The organism is Streptomyces sp. NPDC026522 (assembly GCF_055567555.1).
The window spans coordinates 507,952-527,383 of record NZ_JBVHQF010000001.1 but is presented as its reverse complement, the minus strand read 5'-3'; the positions used below and the strand labels follow the sequence as shown (position 1 = coordinate 527,383).

The following is a 19,432-nucleotide window of genomic DNA, read 5'->3' as shown; positions in this document are numbered from 1 at the left end:
CACCATGAAACTGCACACCCGGGCCTGGGGCGACGGCGACCGCACCGCCCTGCTGATCCACGGCATGATGGCCGATCACCGGACCTGGCGCCGGGTCGCTCCCGCCCTCGCCGACCTCGGCTACCGCGTCATCGCCGTGGACCTACGGGGGCACGGCGCGAGCGGGCGGGGCGAGTACAGCCCGCAGGCCTTCGCCGATGACGTGGCGGAAACCCTGCCCACCGGCGCCGACCTCGCGCTGGGCCACTCCCTCGGCGGCCTCACCCTGTCGCTGGCGGTGGACCGGCTCAGGCCGAAGCGGGCCGTTTACTCCGACCCCGCTTGGTACTTGGCGTCGGGGGACGGCTTCGGACCGGAGGTGTTCGCGCGGTTCAAGACGCATGCGAGCAAGGAACGGGTGTGGGAGATGAACCCGCGCTGGGAGGAGGCCGACGTGGAGATCGAGCTGGAGACCCTGGCGGCGTGGGACGACGCCACGGCCTTGGCCCTGGCGGAACTTTCGGCCACCGACCTCCTCCCGGCCGGCCCGGTCGTCCCGTCCCTCGTCCAGCTCGCCGACCCGAGCTTCCTGATCTCACCGGAACGCGCGGCGATCCTCCGGGAACGGGGCTTCGAGGTCCGTTCGGTCCCGGGCGCGGGGCACACGATCCACCGGGATGACTTCGAGGCGTTCATGACGTCGCTGGAGGGGTGGATTTAGAGGGCGGGGCGGGCGGCCGGGGGCGGCTGGGCGGGGCTTCGGGGGGCGGGGTCCCCTTGGGCGGTGGTGGTGGGGTGCTGGGGGTTTCCCGTCAGTCCACTGTCCTTTCGTGTCGGGCCGGCCCGTCAAGGGCGCTCCTTCGTCGCGTCGCTTCGCGATTTCGCTGCGCTCAACCCTTGACTGTCCGTCCCGCCCCGAAAAGCCAAAGACTGCCGGGAAGCCCCCGAAGAACGGCCGGCTGTTCAGAGTCCAGGTGCCGGTTCCTCAGTGACCTGGGACCGAAGCCCCTGAACAGCCTCTTTCCATGGGCCCCGCCATGCCAGCCTCACCGGGGGGCACCCGAGGGCACTGGGCGCCGCCCGGCAAATCCAGCCCCGCCGGCGTTTGAGGCGTGGGGGTCCCCCCGGACGGAGTCTGGGGGAGGGTCTGGGGCGGAGCCCCAGGAAGCCCCGAGCGCAGCGAGGGGGCCCACCCACGGCGCCGCAGATCGCTACGCGCTCCTCCCGTCACGCGTCCGCGGCCCGCCCCGGGCTGGGCATAAGCCGCCACCGATCGCTACCCGGCTGACCTCATCTAGCGTCGATCAGCCCGTCATCGGCTGCGCCACCGATCGCTACCCGGCTGACCTCATCTGGCGTCGAACAGGCCCGCATACGGCTACGTCGGGCCCGGGCCCTCGGCGGACATCACAACGGCCGCCAGATCCGTTCCGGCCCGCAGCAGCGCAACGGTCCGCGCGGCGATCTGGTCGAGCCGTCGGCTCAGGATGCGCCCGGTCTCCTCCGGGCCGCCGAGCTGGTGGAGGGAGTCCATGACGTCCCGGACCGCGGGAATGCCGTATCCCGCCCCGCGGAGGGCCGCGACGATCCGGGCCGCCCTGATTGCGGGAAGACCGTAACGACGTGCGCGTAGTGACGTCACCCGCTCTGGGGTGACGAGCCCCTCCTCCTCCCAGTACCGGAGGGTTGAGGGTCGTAGATTGAGGGCTGCGGCGAGCTCGGTGATCGTCATCGCATCACTCTCCCCCTCGTGGTCCGCGCCATCCTCCTCGGCCGCGATGGCGCGCAACGCCTGTCGGGCGCGCAGCGCCTCGTCCCGTTCCCGGGCGAGCCGTACGTGTACCTCGTTGATGGTCGCGGCGGCCTCCACGATCGACCCCGTCCTCATCTCCACGAGCATCCGCCGTGCCACCACTGGGCCTAGGGCCCCCGCGAGCCCGCGGTAGGCGCGCAGCGCCTGCACATGGAGCGGCGTGTAGGACCGGTAGCCGTTGGCCGATCGGGTGGCAGGGGGGATGACTCCGAGCCGCTCCAGATCGCGGACCTGTTGCACCGAGTAATCCGACTCCCGGGCGACGTCGACGGTTCGCAGCCGTGCGTGCTCAGCCATCAGCAACCCCACATGAGCACTTGAACGTGATGCTTGAACCATGAGTATGGAACAGATCATCGCGACCGTACGAGGCTTCGCCGACGCACTCGTCCTCGTCCCGGAGCCGGGCGGCGATCTCCCAGCGGTGGCTTGGGGAGATGCCTTCTTCTACTACGCCCCCGATGGGCAGCTGCCGGGCAACGTGCAGCCCTACGGGACGATCGTCACCAAGAACTACCCGGACGACACCGCCTCCGACCTCGACCCTCCGGGCCGCTGGCGGGTGAACGTCCACGTCGGCCGTGCCGCCTCCCGGGAACTGACCGGTGAGGGCCCGCACGACTTCGCAGCCGCCGACCGCGTGCTGCCACATCCGGTGTACGGGGCGTTCGGGTGGATCTGTGTCGTCAATCCCGGGGAACGGACGACGGAAACGGTTCTGCGGCTCCTGCGCAGCGCGCACGACGCTGCGCATCGCAGGTTCGTGCGGCGGCACGCGCCGAACGACTGATCCCGCGCGTCCGGCGGTCGTACTGTCGAACCTGGTACGAGGAGGACTTCTGATGCGCAGCGTGACCTATTCGATGGGCGTCTCGCTTGACGGCTACATCGTCGGGCCGGACGGCCGCTTCGACTGGACGGCGCCCGACGAGGAGGTATTTCGCTTCGTCACCGACGAGATTCGAGGCCTGGGCGTGCACCTGATGGGACGTCGGCTGTACGAGACGATGCTGTACTGGGAGACCGCCGACCAGGATCCGTCGCTCGCCTTCTCAACGCTGGAGTTTGCCGCGGTCTGGAAGCTGCTCCCCAAAGTGGTGTTCTCCACCACGCTGTCGGCGGTACAGGGCAATGCCCGCCTGGCCTCCGGCGGCCTGGCGGAGGAGATCGAGCGCTTGCGGGCCGAGCCGGGGGAAGGCGACATCGCGATCGGCGGCGCGACGCTCGCCGCCGAGGCGGCAGCGTTGGGTCTGATCGACGAGTACCGGCCCAGGGTCCATCCGGTGCTGGTCGGCGGCGGCATTCCGTTCTTCCCCCGGCGCGAGCGCCGGGTGGACCTCGAACTCGTCGAGACCCGCACCTTCAGCTCCAACATTGTGTACCTCCGCCATCGCGTGCTGCGGTAGGTGTATTGACGACCCAGCCCCAGACGGGCCGCAGTCGCCGTGCCGGAGAAGCGCGTAGCGATCTGCGGCGCAGTGGGTGGGCCCCCTCGCTGCGCTCGGGGCTCAGTCGTGAACCCGAAGTGCCCGGCCGTTCTGGGGACCCCACCAACCCCGCCCAACGGGACCCCGCGCCCCACAGCCCCCTTACCGTTCGCGCAAGACCTCCACCGTGCGCTCGTACCAGTCCCGGTTGGCGCGTTCGAAGTGCAGGCCGCGCAGGCAGGTCAGGTAGGGGCCGATGCGGTTGCCGTGGCGGAGGAACTGTTCCTCGGGGAGGTCGCCGCGCATCGTGCGCAGCAGGGTGTCGAACAGGTCGATCTTGGTTTCGGCGAAGGCGATCCGTTCCGTGAGCTGGGCGACGAGCGCCTCGGTGTCCACGTGGTCGGCGGCCTGGACCTTGACCAGCAGATCGTCGCGGATGACGGAGGGCTTGGTGGCGGCCGCCGTGAACCGTTCGAGTTCGCCCAGGCCGGCCTCCGTGACCTTGAACAGGCGCTTGTTGGGCCTGGTTTCCTGCACCACCTCCCGGCCGGTGATCAGGCCCTCGCGTTCGAGTTTGGCCAGTTCGGCGTAGAGCTGCTGCGGGAGCGCGTGCCAGAAGTTCGCCACGCCCATGTCGAAGGCCTTGGCCAGCTGGTATCCGCTCAGCTCCTCATCCAGCAGGGCCGCCAGGACGGCGTGACGCAAAGCCATCGGGCCGTCTCCTTCCTCTGGTCAGGGATCCGCCTCCATGATAGTCAATAAAATGACTAATCAAATTGAGGAGTGTGTGTTCCCATGACGCCCACCACGCCCGAGACCACCGCCGACCGCTTCCGCTCCGCCGTCGACAGCCGTGACCTGGCCGCCCTCGCGGAACTGTTCACCGAGGACGTACGGCTGTACAGCCCCGTGAAGTTCACGCCGTTCGAGGGCAAGCCGATGGTCCTCGGCCTGTTCGGCGTGCTCCTGCGCACCTTCGAGGACTTCCACTACGTCGGGCAGCTCGCCGGCGCCGCCCGGACCAGCGCCGACCGGGCGCCCGAAGCCTCCGATGCTCCGGCCACGGTGCTGGTCTTCCGGGCCACCGTGAACGGGAAGCAGGTCCACGGCATCGACCTGCTGCACGTCGATGCGGACGAGCGGATCAAGGAGATCACCGTGATGGTCCGCCCGCAGTCCGCCGTGCAGGCCCTGGGCGAAGCGGTACTGGCCGGGCTGGTGGCCGACGGCCTGGCCCCGGCCCGGTAGGGCGCGCCGACAGCGGGCGCCGCGGCCGGTGTCAGGGCCGGCGTCGGGCCAGTAACCTCACCCGTATGACGGCACTTTCGCATCACGGCAACGACCAGGCCGACCAGCCCGGGCGCGGCGGTCCCACCGCCACCACCGAAGCCGATCCGCACGCCATCGGGCCCGTGCAGACCTCGTACGCCCCCGACAAGGACGGCGCCCCCGACCCCGGCGAGATCGTGTGGACCTGGGTCCCCTTCGAGGAGAACGACGGGCGCGGCAAGGACCGTCCCGTGCTGGTGGTCGCGCGGGAGGCGGGGCGGGGGACGCTGCTCGCGGTGCAGCTGTCCAGCAAGCGGCACGACCACGACCGGGAGTGGGTGCCGATCGGCACCGGGCCGTGGGACGGCGCGGGGCGGGATTCCTGGGTGGATGTGGACCGGGTGCTGCGGGTGCACGAATCGGGCATGCGCCGCGAGGCGTGTGCGCTGGACCGGGGACGGTTCCAGCTGGTGGTGAACCGGCTGCGGGAGCGCTACGGCTGGCAGTAGCCGGAGGCAGGTCAGATGGGGCGGCGGCCCCGCCCGTTGTTCGGGCGGGGCCGCCGGCCGTCCGGGGGATCCGGGTGGATTCCGGTCAGCCGGGGCAGTGCGCGACGTTGCCGGCGCAGTTGGTGGGCAGGTTGTGGTTGAGCTTGGTGTCCTTGAGCTCCACGACCGCGTTCAGGGCGTTGTTGATGCCGCCGCCGTCCTCCGCCGCCCGGTTCTCCACGACGAGGGAGCGGGTCAGCGTGAGCCGGACGGCGGGTACGCGCACGCTCGCCGGTCCGTTGTTGATGCCACCGCCGTTCCGGCCGGCGGAGTTCCTCTCGACCTTGATCCGCTCCAGGGTGGCGACGCCGAGGTTGTTGATCGCACCGCCGTCGCGGCCCGCCTTGTTCAGCTCGAAGACCGTCTCGCGGGCCTCCAGCGACGCACCGGCGTTGTTGTTGACGGCGCCACCGTCGTAGTCCGCCCAGTTCGCGACGAACCGGCTGTCGCTGATCGTGGTGATGCCGTCGTTGTCGATGGCACCACCGTCGTGTTCGAACGCCTCGTTGTGCGTGAACACGCTGTGCTCCAGGACCTTGAGCGTGCCGTCGTTCTCGATGCCGCCACCGTCGGTGTTGGCCGTGTTGCCCGCGACGGTGGTCTTCCTGAGGGTGACGTTGCCGCTCCCGGCGTTGTAGATGCCGCCGCCCTGGAGGGTGACGGCGATGTTGTTCAGGATCCGGCTGTCGACCGCGGTGACGTGGCCGTTGTTGTTGTAGATGCCGCCGCCGCTGAACGCGGCGTGGTTTCCGGAGACGGTGCTGTCCTCGAGCAGCAGTGTGCCCGAGTTGTAGATGCCACCGCCCGCGTCCGAGCTGCCTCCGTTGACGACGATGCCCTTCAGCGTCAGGTAACCGGTCGGCGTCACCTCCAGCAGCCGGAAGGCAGGTGCGATCGCGGACCGCATCAGGGTCGAGTCCTCACCCTTGATGGTGACCCGGCTGGTGATCGGCGGCAGCGCGTCGACACCGGAAAAGGTGGTCGTGAAGCGGTAGACGCAGCGGTGGGCCAGTGAGATCGTGCCGCCGTCGGGATTGCTGTTCGCCTGTGTGACGGCGGTGATGAGTCCGGCGACGTCGCCGCACCGCACGTTCAGGGTCAGGGGCTGGGCCACCGCCGGAACTGCCGCGATGCCCACGCCCAGGCTTGCCACCACAGCGGATCCGGCGAGCACGAGACGCTTCTTCATTCGCTTGTCTTCCTCTCAGTACCCAGGCGGGGCCCCCGCGCCGTCGTCCTGCGTCCAGCCGTGGTGGAGTGGAGTGGGAGGGAAGTCAGGGGCGCCGTCATGACGTGACAGGGGTAGCCCATCGATCCCGGCGTGTTCCCGTACCTGCGTACGGACTCTCCGTAAATTCATACGAATGGTGGCCGCCCCGCACCGTGCTCTGCGCCGACGCCCGCGCGGCCCGCGTCCGCCCCGTGGTCAGAGCCCCGTGAAGGCCCGCTCGAAGGCCTCCCGCGGCCCCGGGGCGCGGTCCAGGATGCCGAACACCACCTGCTCGAAGACGCCCTCGAAGCGCCCGGCGAGCAGCCCCCGGAAGGCCTCCGCCACCTCCGCCGGGTCGTTGCGGAACACCCCGCACCCCCACGCGCCCAGGACCAGCCGCCGGTAGCGGTGCAGCGCGGCGACCTCCAGCACCCGCTCCGCCCGCCGGGCGAGGGCGGCCGGGATCTCGGGCGCGCGCTCCGGCTCCTGGCGGCGGATCGTGCCCGCGTTCGGTGCCGGGGAGGTGAGGAATCCGGCCCGGAAGGGAGCCTCCAGCAGTTCGCCCCGGTCGTCGCGGAAAACGGGGACCCCGGGCGAGTGAATCACCCGGTCGGTGTAGAAGGTGCTCCGGCCGGCACGGTGCACCTCGTAGTACTCGGGCGCCTCCAGCAGGGTCTCGTAGAGCGCCGAAGCACGGCACAGCGCTTCCTCCTGGGCCTTGGCCCCGCGCAGGTAGCCACCGCCGGGATTGCGGGCCGAGGCGAAGTTGAGGACGGCGACGGCGGCCTCCCGGTCGGGGTGCCCGGCGAGCCTGCGGGCCGCGGCCGTACTGCTCTCCCCGGTGACCTCGACGGCGGTCCGTACGGATCCGGCCATCGACACCTCGCCTGGAATGACCGGGTTTGGTCCATATAGTCTGGTTCCTGCCTTGGCGTCCGCCAGGGCGGCGGCCAGGGAGATCTGCCGCCCGGAGCGCGTCCGGTAACCGCCGGCCGCCAAGATGGCCGTGTTTTGCCGCGCGATATCACGCAATCTGCTGCTCACGCCGTGATCCTGCGGTGCAGGACTTCCCGCGGCAAGGGAATTTGCGCCGCGGTGGCGGGTAGGCACGGGTGACATCCGAGCCGTCCACAGGTGACGGCCGACGACAGGAGATGAGGTTCCGGTCATGCGCCAGGACTCACCCGCTCCGCCTTGCCAGCCCCCTTCCGACTCCCCCCTCTCCGAAGCCGCCGCCGAGGACGTGATCCACGGCATCTGTTTCAAGACCGGCCCGCCGCGCCTGGTCGGCGCCGAGCTGGAATGGCTGGTGGTGGACGCCGAGCGCCCGTGGGTGGCGCTGGACGCCGGCCGGCTGACCGCGGCACACGATGCGGCCGGCGCCCTGCCGCTGCGGTCCCGGTTCACCGTCGAGCCCGGCGGCCAGCTGGAGCTCAGCTCCGCCCCCGCCGACTCCCTCACCGGCTGTGTGGACGGCCTCCAGGCCGACCTCGCGGCCGTCCGCGGCGCCCTGCGGGAACGGGGCCTGGCGCTGCGGGGGCTCGGCCGCGATCCGCGCCGCCCCCATCGCCGCCTCCTGGACAGCCCGCGGTACCGGGCGATGGAGAGCTACTTCGACCGTACGGGCCCGGCCGGACGCGCCATGATGCGCGCCTCCGCCTCCGTGCAGGTCTGCGTGGACGCCGGCCTGGAGGAGCCTGGCCCGCTCGGGCACGGCCGGCGCTGGCGACTGGCGCACCTGCTGGGCCCGGTGCTGGTGGCCGCGTTCGCCAACTCCCCGGCGTCCGAAGGGCCGTACGCCGGCTGGCGGTGCGCCCGGCAGGGGATCTGGAGCGACATCGACCCGCGGCGCGCGCTCGCCCCGCCGCTGGACGCCGAGCCGCGCGCCGCCTGGGCCCGGCACGCGCTGGACACCGAGGTGATGTGCGTGCGCTCCCCCGGGCCGTCGTGGCCGGTCCCGGGCGGGCTGACGTTCCGCGACTGGCTGCGCGGCGGGGGTCCCCGGCCGCCCACCCGGGCGGATCTGGACTACCACCTGACGACGCTGTTCCCGCCGGTGCGGCCGCGCGGCCACCTGGAGCTGCGGATGATCGACGCGCAGCCCGGTGCGGACGGCTGGCTGGTTCCGCTGGCGGTCACGCACGCGCTGTTCGACGACCCCGAGGCCGCCGAGACGGCCTACCGGGCGGTGAAGGCGCTGGCCGACGCGTACGGGAGCCGGCGCGCGCCCCGCAATCCGCTGTGGCGGACCGCCGCCCGGGCGGGGCTGGCCGATCCCGAGCTGCGCGCGGCCGCCGTCACCTGCTTCGCGGCGGCCGGGGAGGCACTGCCCCGGCTGGGCGCGAGTTCCCACGTACAGGACACGGTCGGCACCTTCGCCGAGCGCTACGTACGGCGCGGCCGCTGTCCGGCCGACGATCAGGACCAGCAGCAGCCCGCCGGGAAGGAAACGCGATCGTGACCACCGAATCCCGCCCCGCCGTCCCGCGCGAGCGGGCGGTCGCGGAGCTGACCGCCGCGCGGGCCCGGACCGCCGCGCTGACCGACGCCGTGACCGACGAGGACCTGAGGGCGCAGCATTCCCCGCTGATGTCCCCGCTGGTCTGGGACCTCGCGCACATCGGGAACCAGGAGGAGCTCTGGCTGCTGCGCCATGTGGCCGGGCGCGACTCCATGCGTCCCGAGATCGACCCGCTCTACGACGCTTTCCAGCACCCGCGCTCGGAGCGGCCGAAGCTGCCGCTGCTGGGGCCGGAAGAGGCCCGCCGGTACGCGGCGGAGGTCCGGGGACGGGTCTTCGACGTGCTGGAGCGCACTCCGCTGGAGGGCTCTCCGCTGCTGGACGGCGGTTTCGCCTTCGGCATGATCGCCCAGCACGAACAGCAGCACGACGAGACGATGCTGATCACCCATCAGCTGCGGCGCGGCGCACCCGTGCTGACCGCTCCGGACCCGGACCCCCCGCAGGGGCCGCCGCCGCCCGCCGCGGAAGTCCTCGTCCCCGGCGGGCCGTTCACGATGGGCACCTCCGCGGAGCCCTGGTCCCTGGACAACGAACGGCCCGCGCACACCCGGGACGTCGCACCGTTCTGGATCGACGCGGCGCCGGTCACCAACGCCGCCTACCAGGCTTTCATGGCGGACGGCGGCTATCGGGACCCCCGCTGGTGGGCGGCCGATGGCTGGGAGCAGATCCGTGCGCACGGGATCGGGGCCCCGCTGTTCTGGCACCGGGAGGGCGGGATCTGGCTGCGCCGCCGCTTCGGTGTCACCGAGCCCGTGCCCGACGAGGAGCCCGTGCTGCACGTCAGCTGGTACGAGGCCGACGCCTACGCCCGCTGGGCGGGACGCCGGCTGCCCACCGAGGCGGAGTGGGAGAAGGCGGCCCGCCACGACCCCCGCTCCGGGCGCTCCACCCGCTACCCGTGGGGCGACGCAGACCCCACGCCGGAACGCGCCAACCTGGGCCAGCGACACCTGCGCCCCGCCCCGGCGGGCAGCTATCCGGCCGGGGCCTCCCCGCTCGGGGTGCGCCAGCTGATCGGCGACGTGTGGGAGTGGACCGCGTCGGACTTCCTGCCGTACCCGGGGTTCCGGGCGTTCCCCTACCGGGAGTACTCGGAGGTGTTCTTCGGCCCGGAGCACAAGGTGCTGCGCGGCGGGTCCTTCGCCGTGGCCCCGGTGGCCTGCCGGGGCACGTTCCGCAACTGGGACCTGCCGGTGCGTCGGCAGATCTTCGCCGGCTTCCGGACCGCGCGCGGGGGTGGGGCCTGATGTGCCGTCACCTCGCTTACGTGGGACCGCCGGTGTGTCTGGGCCGGCTGCTCAGCGAGCCCGAGTACTCGCTGGTCCGGCAGTCGTACGCGCCGCGCCGCCAGCGGTACGGCACGATCAACGCCGACGGCTTCGGGATCGGCTGGTACGCGGAGGGCGACCCGGTTCCGGCCCGCTACCGGCGCTCCGGGCCGGTGTGGGGCGATCTGACCTTCGCCGACCTGGCCCGGGTGGTGCGCAGCGCGGCCGCGCTGGCCGCCGTACGGGACGCCACGCTGGCCGGGGCGGACGGGGAGGCCGCGGCCGCGCCGTTCGCGTCGGGGCCCTGGCTGTTCAGCCACAACGGGGCGATACGCGACTGGCCGGACTCGGCGGCCCCGCTGGCGGCCGGGCTGCCGCCGCACGAGCTGCTCCAGCTGTCCGCGCGCACCGATTCGGCGTTGGTCTGGGCGCTGGTGCTGCGCCGTCTGCGCGAGGGGGACGGCCTCGGCGAGGCCCTCGCGGGGCCGGTGCAGGAGCTGGCGGCCGCGTCCCCGGGCTCCCGGCTGAACCTGCTGCTGACGGACGGGACGGGCATCGCCGCGACCGCGTGGGGCGACTCCCTCTGGTACCTGTCCGATCCGGGGGCCGGGCGCACGGTCGTGGCGTCCGAGCCCTACGACGACGACAGCCGCTGGACCGAGGTAGCCGACCGGACCCTGCTGACCGCCACCCGTTCCCGGGTCGACCTGACCCCGCTCAAGGAGAGCCTTTCGTGAGTGACTTCCAGTTGACCCGGACCCTCGACGAGCACTCCGCGGACACCGCGCTGCGGGCGGACGTGCGCAGCGGGCTGACCCGCTCGCCGAAGGAGCTGCCGCCCAAGTGGTTCTACGACGCCCGGGGCAGTGAGCTCTTCGAGGAGATCACCCGGCTGCCCGAGTACTACCCGACGCGCGCCGAGCGGGAGATCCTGCTGGGGCGGGCCCAGGAGATCGCGTCGGAGACCGGCGCGCGCACACTGGTCGAGCTGGGTTCCGGCTCCTCGGAGAAGACGCGGCACCTGATCGAGGCGCTGCCCGCGCTGGAGACGTACATCCCGGTGGACGTCAGCGAGAGCGCCCTGAGAGGCGCGGCGCAGACGCTGCTGGCCGCGCATCCGCGGTTGCGGGTGCACGCCCTGCTGGCGGACTTCACCCGGCCGCTGCACCTGCCGGAGTCGGCCGGGCCCCGCCTGGTGGTGTTCCTGGGCGGCACGGTCGGGAACCTGCGGCCGCCGGAGCGGGCCGCGTTCCTGGCGTCCGTACGGGCGATGCTGTCGCCGGGTGACGCGCTGCTGATGGGGACGGACCTGGTGAAGGACGAGGCGGTGCTGGTGGCCGCGTACGACGACGCGCAGGGGGTGACGGCGGAGTTCAACAAGAACGTACTGGCCGTGATCGACCGGGAGTTGGGCGCTGATTTCCACACCGCCGACTTCACGCACGTGGCGGTGTGGAACCGGGAGCAGGAGTGGATCGAGATGCGGTTGCGCGCCCGTTCGGAGGTGCTGGTGAAGATCCGGGCCCTTGATCTGGTGGTGCCCTTCGAGGCGGGTGAGGAGATCCTGACGGAGATCTCCGCGAAGTTCCGTCAGGAAGGCGTACGGCGTGAGCTGGCGGCGGCCGGGCTGGAGCTCACGCAGTGGTGGACGGACGAGGCGGGCCGTTTCGCCCTGTCCCTGTCGGTGGCCGGCGGCCTGGCGGGCTGAGCCGGCAGGCCCGGCAGCGTCGGCTGACCGGCGCTGCGGACGGCTTCCTGGGCGGCCGCGGCGAGGTCCCGGCGGTCCGGGTGCCGGCCCGGCGGGATGCGCGGCAGCAGCCGCACCTCGGCCCGTATCCCGCGGGCGCGGGCGATCCGCCACAGGGAGGCGGTCAGCGGATCGTCCCCGACGAAGGCGGGCGCCCCGGCCAGGCCCCCGTCGGCCGTCAGCCGGTACGAGAGCCGCACCGGCTGTACGGGGACCCGCGCGTCCAGGGCCGCCTGGAACGCGGCCCGCCGGAAGGGCCCCTGGGCGCGCCCGCACCAGGTCGAGCCTTCGGGGAAGACGGTGACCCGGTCCCCCGCCAGCAGGGACCTGGCGAGGGTGCCCACGGTGTCGGGCAGGGCCCTGATCCGGTCGCGTTCGATGAACACGGTGCCGGCTCGGGCGGCGAGGCGGCCGAGTACGGGCCAGGCGCCGATCTCGCTCTTGGCCAGCATCCGGCAGGGCAGGACGGCGGCGATCAGGGGGATGTCCAGCCAGGAGATGTGGTTGGCGACGACCAGGCGGCCGCCGTCCGGCCCGGGGCTGCCGTGCACGGTGATCCGTATGCCCAGGGACCCCAGCAGCGCGGCGGCCCAGGCCCGGACCAGGGCGCGGCGGGGGCGCTGCGGCAGTAGCCGGACCGGCGGGGCGGTCAGGACGGCGAGCAGCACCAGGGCGGCGGCGCAGGCGAGCCGTGCCACCGCGTGCGGAACGCTCGCCGCCCGCCCCTCGTGGGCCGCGCAGGCCTCGGGGGTGCAGGGCGCGGTGGGCAGCCAGACGCTCATGCGCCCGGGGCGAGCGAGAGGAAGTGGTTGAGGTAGCGCGGGTTGGTGCGGCGCAGCGAGAGCAGGACGTACAGGTCGGCGCAGCCGAACTCGGCGTCGAGTGCGGGTTCGCCGCACACCCAGGCGCCCAGGCGCAGGTAGCCGCGCAGCAGCGGGGGCAGTTCCGTGCGGTGGGGGAAGGCGATGCCTTCGGGGTTCCAGGGCAGGTGCGGGGTGACCCGGTACTCCTCGGGCGCGAGGTTGCGGGTCAGGACGTTGGCGCGGGTGGCGGCGGCCAGGACCCCGCCGTCGCCCAGCGGGACGGAGCAGCATCCGGCGAGCCAGTTGTGGCCGGAGCGGTCCATGTAGCGGGCGAGGCCGGCCCAGATGAGGGCGATGACGGCGCCGTTGCGGTGGTCGGGGTGGACGCAGGAGCGGCCGACTTCGACGAGGTCGGGACGGATCGGGGCCAGCGCCGTCAGGTCGAATTCGCTCTCGGAGTAGAGCCGGCCGGCGACGGCGGCGCGCTCGGGCGGCAGCAGCCGGTAGGTGCCGACGACCTGCTCGGTGTTCTCGTCCACCACCAGGAGGTGGTCGCAGTAGGCGTCGAAGGCGTCGGCGTCGATGCCCGGCTCGGGTCCGTCCAGGCGGGCGCCGAACTCTCCGGCGAAGACGAGGTGGCGCAGCCGCTGGGCGGCGCGTACCTCGTCCTCGTCGCGGGCGAGCCGGACGGCGTACCGGGGGGTGGTGGGGGAGGCGAGGGGGGACGGGGACAGGGGGGCGATGGTCATGGCTGCTCCTGATCCGGGCACGGGGGCCAGGCCGGCAGGTCGGCGGCCTGGCTCCTTTACTTCTTCCGTGACCGGCTGGATTCGACATGACCGCTCAGCGGCGGCGGGATGTGCGGACGCTGAACTCGGTGCTCGGGCGGCGCGGCGGGGTGCAAGGGCCGGCGCCCCTGTGTGCTGTGGCCGGTGCTCAGTGGGCGGTGTTGAGGATCTTGCCGATCGCCTCGGACGCCGTCGTCGCCGCGCGCTTGGGGTCCTGGCCGGTGAGGACGGCCGTCATGAACGGCTTGATCGGGTTCTTGGCCTCGACCTCGGCCCAGCGTGCGGAGTTCGGGGTGGCCCGGCCCTGGGCGGCGCCGGGGGCCATGGCGGCGGCTCCCTCGTTGCCGTCGACCACGTGCGCGAGGGTGGTCTTGTTCGGCACGTAGCTCATGGTGGTGGCGAGTTCGGTCTGCCACTTCTCGCTGACCAGTGCGGTGATCACGTCGACGGCCCGGGCGCGCCGCTCGGTCCGCTCCGGGATGATCAGGTCGGAGCCGCCCGTGAAGACGGCGCCGGGCTTCTCGGAGGTCTTGCCGGGGACCGGGAAGAAGCCGAGCCTGCCCTTGAGCGCGGGGTTGGCCGCCTCGATCTCGCGGGCCTGTCCGGGCGGGGCGATGATCTGGGCGACCTGGCCCCGGGCGAACACCTCGGACTGCGGGGGCGTCTCCTCGTCGGCGTCCTTGGGGCCGTTGCCGAGGCCCTGGAGCTGCTTGTAGAACTCCATGGCGGTCAGGGCCTTCTCGTCGTCCAGGGCGCCGGACCATTCGCCGCTGTTCTGTACGGCGAGGTCGCCGCCCTCGTCCCAGACGAACCCGGCGAGGACGTACCAGTTCTGGCCGGGGAGGTAGATGCCCTGCTGGCCGCCCCTGTCCCCCTTGTCGAGCTTCTGGGTGGCCGCGAGCCACTCCTGGCGGGTCCTGGGCGGGGTCTTGATGCCGGCGGCCGCGAAGAGGTCCTTGTTGTAGATGACCACGCGGTTGGCGGCGTACCAGGGGACCCCGTACTGCGCGCCGTTGACGGTGCCGGGGTCGGACAGGCCGCGGAGCCAGTCCTTGCTGCCCCAGGCGCGCAGTCCTTCGAGGGTCAGCTCGTGCAGGCCGCCGGTCTCCACGTACTGGGCGACCTGGGTGTTGCCGACCTCGATGACGTCGGCGTCCTCCTTGCTCCTGCCGTCGAGGACGGCGTTGACCTTGTCGACGATGCCCGTCCATTCCTGGATCTTGACGACGAGGTCGATGCCGGGGTGTTCCTTCTCGAAGTCGGCGGTGAACTTGGTGATGAAGTCGTCGGACGCGCTTCCCTTCATCAGCCACAGGGTCACCTTTTCGGGTCCCGGCCGCGATCCGGCCGACCCGGCGCAGCCGGAGAGGGCGGTCGCGGCGGCGAGCGCGGTGCACAGGGCGATGAAGCGCATCTTCACGGAAAGTCACCTTCTGGGGACGGATCTCAGATGGCTTGAAAATTGGCATGGACCAATGGGCTGGTCAAGGCCTTCGGCCTCGGGACTGTTCGCACAAAGTTCGCGGGAGTGGACTTACTGGGGCACCGTAGAACCAGGCAACAGCGACCACTGTCGGGAGACGCCCATGTCCAACCACACCTACCGGGTGACCGAGATCGTCGGCACGTCCCACGAGGGCATCGATCACGCCATCCGCAACGGCATCGCGCGGGCGGGCTCGAAGCTCCGCAACCTGGACTGGTTCGAGGTCACTCAGGTGCGCGGGCACATCGAGAACGGCGAGGTCGCCCACTACCAAGTGGGCTTGAAGGTGGGCTTCCGGCTCGACGACGGCGACTGAGGTACCGCCGGCCGCGGTGGGCCCCCGGCGGGCGGCCGGGAGCCCCGTCCGGCGGTACGTCAGGTACGGCCCTCGGTCTCCTGGGCGGCGGTGAGTTCCGGCGCGTCCGCCGCCCAGTCGGCGAGCACCACCCGGAAGCCCGCCTCGCGCGCGGCCTGGCAGACGAGTTCGTCGTCGTCCACGAGCATCCGCACCTCCCGCGTCCAGGCGAGCCGGCCGAGCACCTCCAGCTTGGTCGCCCGGGCGGGGCGGCGGTCGCGGTCGCCCCGCATCCACAGCCGGCCCTCGGGCAGCCCGTGCCGGGCCAGCCACTCGACGGTGTCCGCGCGGCAGCGCTCCGGCCGGCCGGTCAGGTACACCACCTCGCAGTCGGCCGCGCTCTCCACCGCCAGGGCCACCCCGCGCGCGAGCGGCGGATCGGCCGGGGCCGCGCCGAAGAAGCCGTCCCAGTCGCGCGGACGGCGCTCCAGGAAGTGCTGGCGGTGGTCGGTGTCGGACAGGGTGTTGTCGATGTCGAAGACGGCCAGGGGCCGGCGGTCGGCGCTCTCTCGGGACATGGGGGGAAGCCTAAGCGCTGTCCCGTAATCCCCGGAGGGCGCGCGGCGCCAGCTACGGCACCTCGCCGCGTTGTCGGGATCGCCCGAATACGCCCAGTACGAGGGCGACCCTCCGCCTTGCGATGCACCGCATCTGACGCCGCGCGCTGACCCGCCGCGGATTACGGGACAGCCCTTAGGGGGTGCCCGGAGCCACGGGAATGAGCTACGGGAATCCTGGCGGCCGCCCGGTGTTGAGGGGGGTGTGATACCGCGAATCTCCGTACTCGACCGGTCCCGTACGCGCCTGGGGCACCCCGCCCCGCAGGCCCTGCGGGACACCGTGGAACTCGCCCGCGAGGCGGAACGGCTCGGCTACCACCGCTTCTGGGTGTCCGAGCACCACAGCGTGCCCGGCGTCGCGGGCTCCGCGCCCACCGTGCTGGCCGCCGCCGTGGCCGCCGCCACCCGGCGGATCCGGGTCGGCACGGGCGGGGTGATGCTGCCCAACCACCAGCCGATGGTCGTCGCCGAGCAGTTCGGAGTGCTGGAGGCGCTGTTCCCCGGCCGCATCGACATGGGGCTGGGCCGCTCCGTCGGGTTCACCGACGGGATCCGGCGCGCCCTGGGCCGGGACACCGGGGACGCGGACCGGTTCGCGGAACAGCTCGCCGAACTGCTGGGCTGGCTCGACGGCACCCAGCGGGCCCACCCCGGGGTGCACGCCCGCCCGGCGGAGGGGCTGCGGATCCCGGCGTACGTGCTGGCCACCGGCGAGGGCGCCCGGATCGCGGGCCGGGCCGGGCTGCCGGTGGTCGTGGGGGACCTGCGGGCCCGCGGCCGGGTCGCGCAGGCCGTGGCGGCGTACCGGGAGGAGTTCCGGCCCTCCCCCTGGGGCGCGCGGCCGTACGTGGTGGTCTCCGGGACGGTGGCGGTCGCGGCCACCGAGGAAGCCGCCCGGCGGATCCTGGTCCCGGAGGCGTGGTCCCTCGCGCACTCCCGCACCCGGGGCTCCTTCCCGCCGCTGCGCCCGGCCGAGGAGATCGAGGCGCTGGAGCGGACGCCGAAGGAGCGCGAGCTGTACGAAGGCGCGCTCGAGGGGCACGTGCACGGCACCGAGGAACAGGTCGCGGCGGAGCTGACCGTCCTCGCCGGGGCGCTGGGCGCCGACGAGCTGCTGGTGACGACCTCCACGTACGACCGCACGGCCCTGCGGGACTCGCTCGCCCGGCTCGCCCGGCTCGCGGGCCTGCACGGGGTGGACTCGGGTGCGGACTCGGGCGCGGGCCGCGACACCCCCTAAACTGGGACGAATGCACCCGCTCACCACTCCCCAGACCGACGCCCGCGACCCTTACGTACGGGTACGGGGGGCTCGGGAGCACAACCTGCGCGGCGTCGACGTGGACATCCCGCGCGACGCGCTCACCGTCTTCACCGGTGTCTCCGGCTCCGGCAAGAGCTCCCTCGCCTTCGGCACGCTCTACGCCGAGGCGCAGCGCCGGTACTTCGAGTCCGTGGCCCCGTACGCCCGGCGGCTGATCCATCAGATCGGCGCCCCGAAGGTGGACTCCGTCACCGGGCTGCCGCCCGCGGTCTCGCTGGAGCAGCGGCGCTCCTCACCCGGCTCCCGCTCGTCCGTCGGCACGGTGACGATGCTGTCCAATTCGCTGCGGATGCTGTACTCCCGCGCGGGCAGCTCCCCCCCGGGCGCGCAACGGCTCGACTCCGACTCCTTCTCCCCCAACACCGCCGCCGGCGCCTGCCCTTCCTGCCACGGGATCGGCCGCATCCACCGCACCACCGAGGAACTCCTGGTGCCGGACCCGGGCCTGTCGATCCGTCAGGGCGCCATCGCCGCCTGGCCGGGCGCCTGGCAGGGCAAGAACCTGCGGGACGTCCTGGAGGCGCTCGGCCACGACGTGGACGCGCCCTGGCGGGAGCTGCCGGCGGAGGACCGCGAGTGGATCCTGTTCACCGAGGAGCAGCCGGTCGTCACCGTGCACCCGGTACGGGACGCCGACCGGATCCAGCGCCCGTACCAGGGCACGTACATGAGCGCACACCGCTATGTGATGCGGACCTTCGCCGACAGCAAGAGCGCCACGCTGCGCGCCCGCGCCGAGAAGTTCCTCACGGACTCGCCGTGCCCGCGCTGCGGGGGCCGCAGGCTGCGGCCCGAGTCCCTCGCCGTGACCTTCGCCGGGCGGACGATCGCGGAGCTGGCGGCGCTGGCGCTGACCGCCCTGGACGAGGTACTGGCCTCGACGCCGCCCGCCGGGGAGGCGGCGCGGGTGCTCATCGAGGACCTGCGGGCCCGGATCGGCCCGGTCATCGAGCTCGGGCTCGGCTACCTGAGCCTGGACCGGAGCGCGCCGTCCCTGTCGGCGGGCGAGTTGCAAAGGCTCCGGCTGGCGACGCAGCTGCGGTCGGGGCTGTTCGGGGTGGTGTACGTACTGGACGAACCGTCAGCGGGGCTGCACCCGGCCGACACCGAGGCGCTGCTCGGCGTACTGGACCGGCTCAAGGCGGCCGGGAACACGGTGTTCGTCGTGGAGCACGACCTGGAGGTGGTGCGGCACGCGGACTGGCTGGTGGACGTCGGGCCGCTGGCCGGGGAGCACGGCGGGCAGGTGCTGCACAGCGGGCCGCCGGCCGCGCTGGCGGAGGTCGCGCGGTCGGCGACGGCCCGGCACCTGTTCGGGACGGGTGAGCCGGCCCCGGCCCGGGCTGCGCGCACCGCGACGGGGGCGGTCCGGCTCAGCGGGATCGAGCGGCACAACCTGCGCGGGGTGGACGCGCGGTTCCCGCTCGGCGTGTTCACGGCCGTCACCGGCGTGTCCGGGTCCGGGAAGTCCACGCTGGTCGGCCAGGCGCTGGCCGGGGAGGTCGGGGAGCGGCTCGCGGACCCGCGGTTCCCGGTGCGGCGGCTGGTGGAGGTGGACCAGAAGCCGATCGGCCGTACCCCGCGCTCCAACCTGGCCACGTACACCGGGTTGTTCGACGTGGTGCGCAGGCTGTTCACCGCGTCGCCGCAGGCGCGCGAGCGGGGCTGGAAGGCGGGCCGGTTCTCCTTCAACGTGCCGGGCGGCCGCTGCGAGACCTGCCAGGGCGAGGGCTTCGTCTCGGTGGAGCTGCTGTTCCTGCCCAGTACGTACGCTCCCTGCCCGGAGTGCGGCGGCGCGCGCTACAACTCCGAGACGCTGGAGGTGCGGTACGAGGGACTGGACATCTCGCAGGTGCTGGCGCTGACGGTGGAGTCGGCGTCGGCGTTCTTCGCGGACGTCCCGGCGGCGGCGCGCAGCCTGCGGGCGCTGCAGGACATCGGGCTGGGCTACCTGCGGCTGGGGCAGCCCGCCACGGAGCTGTCGGGCGGCGAGGCGCAGCGGATCAAGCTGGCGACGGAGTTGCAGCGGTTGCGCCGCGACCACACGCTGTACCTGCTGGACGAGCCGACGACGGGACTGCACCCGGCCGATGTGCGGGTGCTGCTGCGGCAGTTGCACGGCCTGGTGGACGCGGGGCACTCGGTGGTGGTCGTGGAGCACGACATGGAGGTGGTGGCGGGCGCGGACTGGGTCATCGACCTGGGCCCGGGCGGCGGGGCGGACGGCGGCCGCGTGGTCGCGGCGGGCACCCCCGCCGAGGTGGCCCGCACCCCCGGCAGTGCCACGGCACGCTACTTGGCCCGGGCCCTGGGCTGAGCCGGCGGCGC

The 19,432-nt window shown here is 72.7% G+C and carries 20 protein-coding genes; 12 read left to right on the top strand and 8 right to left on the bottom strand.

Annotated features, from left to right (window positions below; translation table 11 throughout):
• Window positions 1-4: 4 nt before the first annotated feature.
• Window positions 5-700 carry an alpha/beta fold hydrolase gene (locus ACZ4M3_RS02385; RefSeq protein WP_467729386.1) on the top strand — a complete coding sequence of 232 codons (696 nt, stop codon included), beginning with the start codon at window positions 5-7 and terminating at the stop codon, window positions 698-700.
• 657 nt (window positions 701-1,357) lie between these two features.
• Here ACZ4M3_RS02385 and ACZ4M3_RS02380 read toward each other — a convergent pair.
• Window positions 1,358-2,089, bottom strand: a complete 732-nt coding sequence (locus ACZ4M3_RS02380; protein WP_467729385.1) for a MerR family transcriptional regulator — start codon at window positions 2,087-2,089, stop codon at window positions 1,358-1,360.
• A 46-nt stretch (window positions 2,090-2,135) separates the two neighbouring features.
• Between ACZ4M3_RS02380 and ACZ4M3_RS02375 the strand changes: the two genes are divergently transcribed.
• Both ACZ4M3_RS02375 and ACZ4M3_RS02370 read left to right on the top strand, forming a co-directional pair.
• Window positions 2,136-2,582, top strand: a complete 447-nt coding sequence (locus ACZ4M3_RS02375; RefSeq protein WP_467730108.1) for a DUF6194 family protein — start codon at window positions 2,136-2,138, stop codon at window positions 2,580-2,582.
• A 52-nt stretch (window positions 2,583-2,634) separates the two neighbouring features.
• Entirely contained in the window at window positions 2,635-3,198 is a 564-nt protein-coding gene (locus ACZ4M3_RS02370) for a dihydrofolate reductase family protein (RefSeq protein WP_467729383.1), read from the top strand.
• A gap of 183 nt (window positions 3,199-3,381) precedes the next feature.
• Here the strand turns inward: ACZ4M3_RS02370 and ACZ4M3_RS02365 are convergent, their stop codons facing one another.
• Window positions 3,382-3,930 carry a PadR family transcriptional regulator gene (locus ACZ4M3_RS02365; protein ID WP_467729381.1) on the bottom strand — a complete coding sequence of 183 codons (549 nt, stop codon included), beginning with the start codon at window positions 3,928-3,930 and terminating at the stop codon, window positions 3,382-3,384.
• An 84-nt stretch (window positions 3,931-4,014) separates the two neighbouring features.
• On the opposite strand from ACZ4M3_RS02365, the gene ACZ4M3_RS02360 reads away from it, so the two are divergent.
• Together ACZ4M3_RS02360 and ACZ4M3_RS02355 are read left to right on the top strand one after the other, a co-directional pair.
• The gene (locus ACZ4M3_RS02360) at window positions 4,015-4,467 is read left to right on the top strand and encodes a nuclear transport factor 2 family protein (protein WP_467729379.1); all 453 of its coding nucleotides are present in this window, start codon (window positions 4,015-4,017) and stop codon (window positions 4,465-4,467) included.
• Window positions 4,468-4,532: 65 nt separating this feature from the next.
• Window positions 4,533-4,997: a type II toxin-antitoxin system PemK/MazF family toxin gene (locus tag ACZ4M3_RS02355; protein WP_467729377.1), complete on the top strand. Its 465-nt coding sequence runs from the start codon at window positions 4,533-4,535 to the stop codon at window positions 4,995-4,997.
• An 85-nt stretch (window positions 4,998-5,082) separates the two neighbouring features.
• Here ACZ4M3_RS02355 and ACZ4M3_RS02350 read toward each other — a convergent pair whose 3' ends face one another.
• Window positions 5,083-6,225, bottom strand: coding sequence for a hypothetical protein (locus ACZ4M3_RS02350; RefSeq protein ID WP_467729375.1), 1,143 nt, complete (start codon window positions 6,223-6,225; stop codon window positions 5,083-5,085).
• 237 nt (window positions 6,226-6,462) lie between these two features.
• Window positions 6,463-7,290 (bottom strand): TIGR02452 family protein, encoded by an 828-nt coding sequence (locus ACZ4M3_RS02345; RefSeq protein WP_467729373.1) that lies wholly within the window; start codon window positions 7,288-7,290, stop codon window positions 6,463-6,465.
• A gap of 124 nt (window positions 7,291-7,414) precedes the next feature.
• Between ACZ4M3_RS02345 and egtA the strand changes: the two genes are divergently transcribed.
• Genes egtA through egtD form a run of 4 tightly spaced genes read left to right on the top strand, consistent with a single transcriptional unit; the run spans window position 7,415 to window position 11,749 of the window.
• On the top strand, window positions 7,415-8,707 hold the full coding sequence (gene egtA, locus ACZ4M3_RS02340) for an ergothioneine biosynthesis glutamate--cysteine ligase EgtA (RefSeq protein WP_467729371.1): 1,293 nt from the start codon (window positions 7,415-7,417) through the stop codon (window positions 8,705-8,707).
• A complete protein-coding gene (gene egtB / locus ACZ4M3_RS02335; RefSeq protein ID WP_467729369.1) occupies window positions 8,704-10,020 on the top strand; it encodes an ergothioneine biosynthesis protein EgtB in 1,317 nt (438 codons plus the stop codon). Before egtA ends, egtB begins: the two co-directional genes overlap by 4 nt.
• Window positions 10,020-10,778 (top strand): ergothioneine biosynthesis protein EgtC, encoded by a 759-nt coding sequence (egtC, locus tag ACZ4M3_RS02330; protein WP_467729367.1) that lies wholly within the window; start codon window positions 10,020-10,022, stop codon window positions 10,776-10,778. Before egtB ends, egtC begins: the two co-directional genes overlap by 1 nt.
• Window positions 10,775-11,749 carry an L-histidine N(alpha)-methyltransferase gene (egtD, locus tag ACZ4M3_RS02325; protein ID WP_467729365.1) on the top strand — a complete coding sequence of 325 codons (975 nt, stop codon included), beginning with the start codon at window positions 10,775-10,777 and terminating at the stop codon, window positions 11,747-11,749. Before egtC ends, egtD begins: the two co-directional genes overlap by 4 nt.
• Here egtD and ACZ4M3_RS02320 read toward each other — a convergent pair.
• The 3 genes from ACZ4M3_RS02320 to ACZ4M3_RS02310 all read right to left on the bottom strand — a co-directional run bounded on the left by ACZ4M3_RS02320 (window position 11,632) and on the right by ACZ4M3_RS02310 (window position 14,799).
• Window positions 11,632-12,570, bottom strand: a complete 939-nt coding sequence (locus ACZ4M3_RS02320; protein ID WP_467729363.1) for a lysophospholipid acyltransferase family protein — start codon at window positions 12,568-12,570, stop codon at window positions 11,632-11,634. The two genes, egtD and ACZ4M3_RS02320, sit on opposite strands and share 118 nt — an antisense overlap.
• On the bottom strand, window positions 12,567-13,340 hold the full coding sequence (locus ACZ4M3_RS02315; protein ID WP_467729361.1) for a GNAT family N-acetyltransferase: 774 nt from the start codon (window positions 13,338-13,340) through the stop codon (window positions 12,567-12,569). The genes ACZ4M3_RS02320 and ACZ4M3_RS02315 overlap by 4 nt, the downstream gene beginning before the upstream one ends.
• Before the next feature lie 187 nt (window positions 13,341-13,527).
• Window positions 13,528-14,799 carry an extracellular solute-binding protein gene (locus ACZ4M3_RS02310; protein WP_467729359.1) on the bottom strand — a complete coding sequence of 424 codons (1,272 nt, stop codon included), beginning with the start codon at window positions 14,797-14,799 and terminating at the stop codon, window positions 13,528-13,530.
• 166 nt (window positions 14,800-14,965) lie between these two features.
• Here ACZ4M3_RS02310 and ACZ4M3_RS02305 point away from each other — a divergent pair, with 166 nt between their 5' ends.
• Complete coding sequence (locus ACZ4M3_RS02305; RefSeq protein WP_467729357.1) at window positions 14,966-15,181, top strand: dodecin; 216 nt, start codon at window positions 14,966-14,968, stop codon at window positions 15,179-15,181.
• A gap of 59 nt (window positions 15,182-15,240) precedes the next feature.
• Here ACZ4M3_RS02305 and ACZ4M3_RS02300 read toward each other — a convergent pair whose 3' ends face one another.
• Complete coding sequence (locus tag ACZ4M3_RS02300) at window positions 15,241-15,738, bottom strand: phosphatase domain-containing protein (RefSeq protein ID WP_467729355.1); 498 nt, start codon at window positions 15,736-15,738, stop codon at window positions 15,241-15,243.
• A 244-nt stretch (window positions 15,739-15,982) separates the two neighbouring features.
• Here ACZ4M3_RS02300 and ACZ4M3_RS02295 point away from each other — a divergent pair, with 244 nt between their 5' ends.
• Both ACZ4M3_RS02295 and ACZ4M3_RS02290 read left to right on the top strand, forming a co-directional pair.
• The gene (locus ACZ4M3_RS02295; protein WP_467729353.1) at window positions 15,983-17,020 is read left to right on the top strand and encodes an MsnO8 family LLM class oxidoreductase; all 1,038 of its coding nucleotides are present in this window, start codon (window positions 15,983-15,985) and stop codon (window positions 17,018-17,020) included.
• A 10-nt stretch (window positions 17,021-17,030) separates the two neighbouring features.
• Complete coding sequence (locus tag ACZ4M3_RS02290; protein WP_467729351.1) at window positions 17,031-19,421, top strand: excinuclease ABC subunit UvrA; 2,391 nt, start codon at window positions 17,031-17,033, stop codon at window positions 19,419-19,421.
• The last annotated feature ends 11 nt before the right edge of the window (window positions 19,422-19,432 follow it).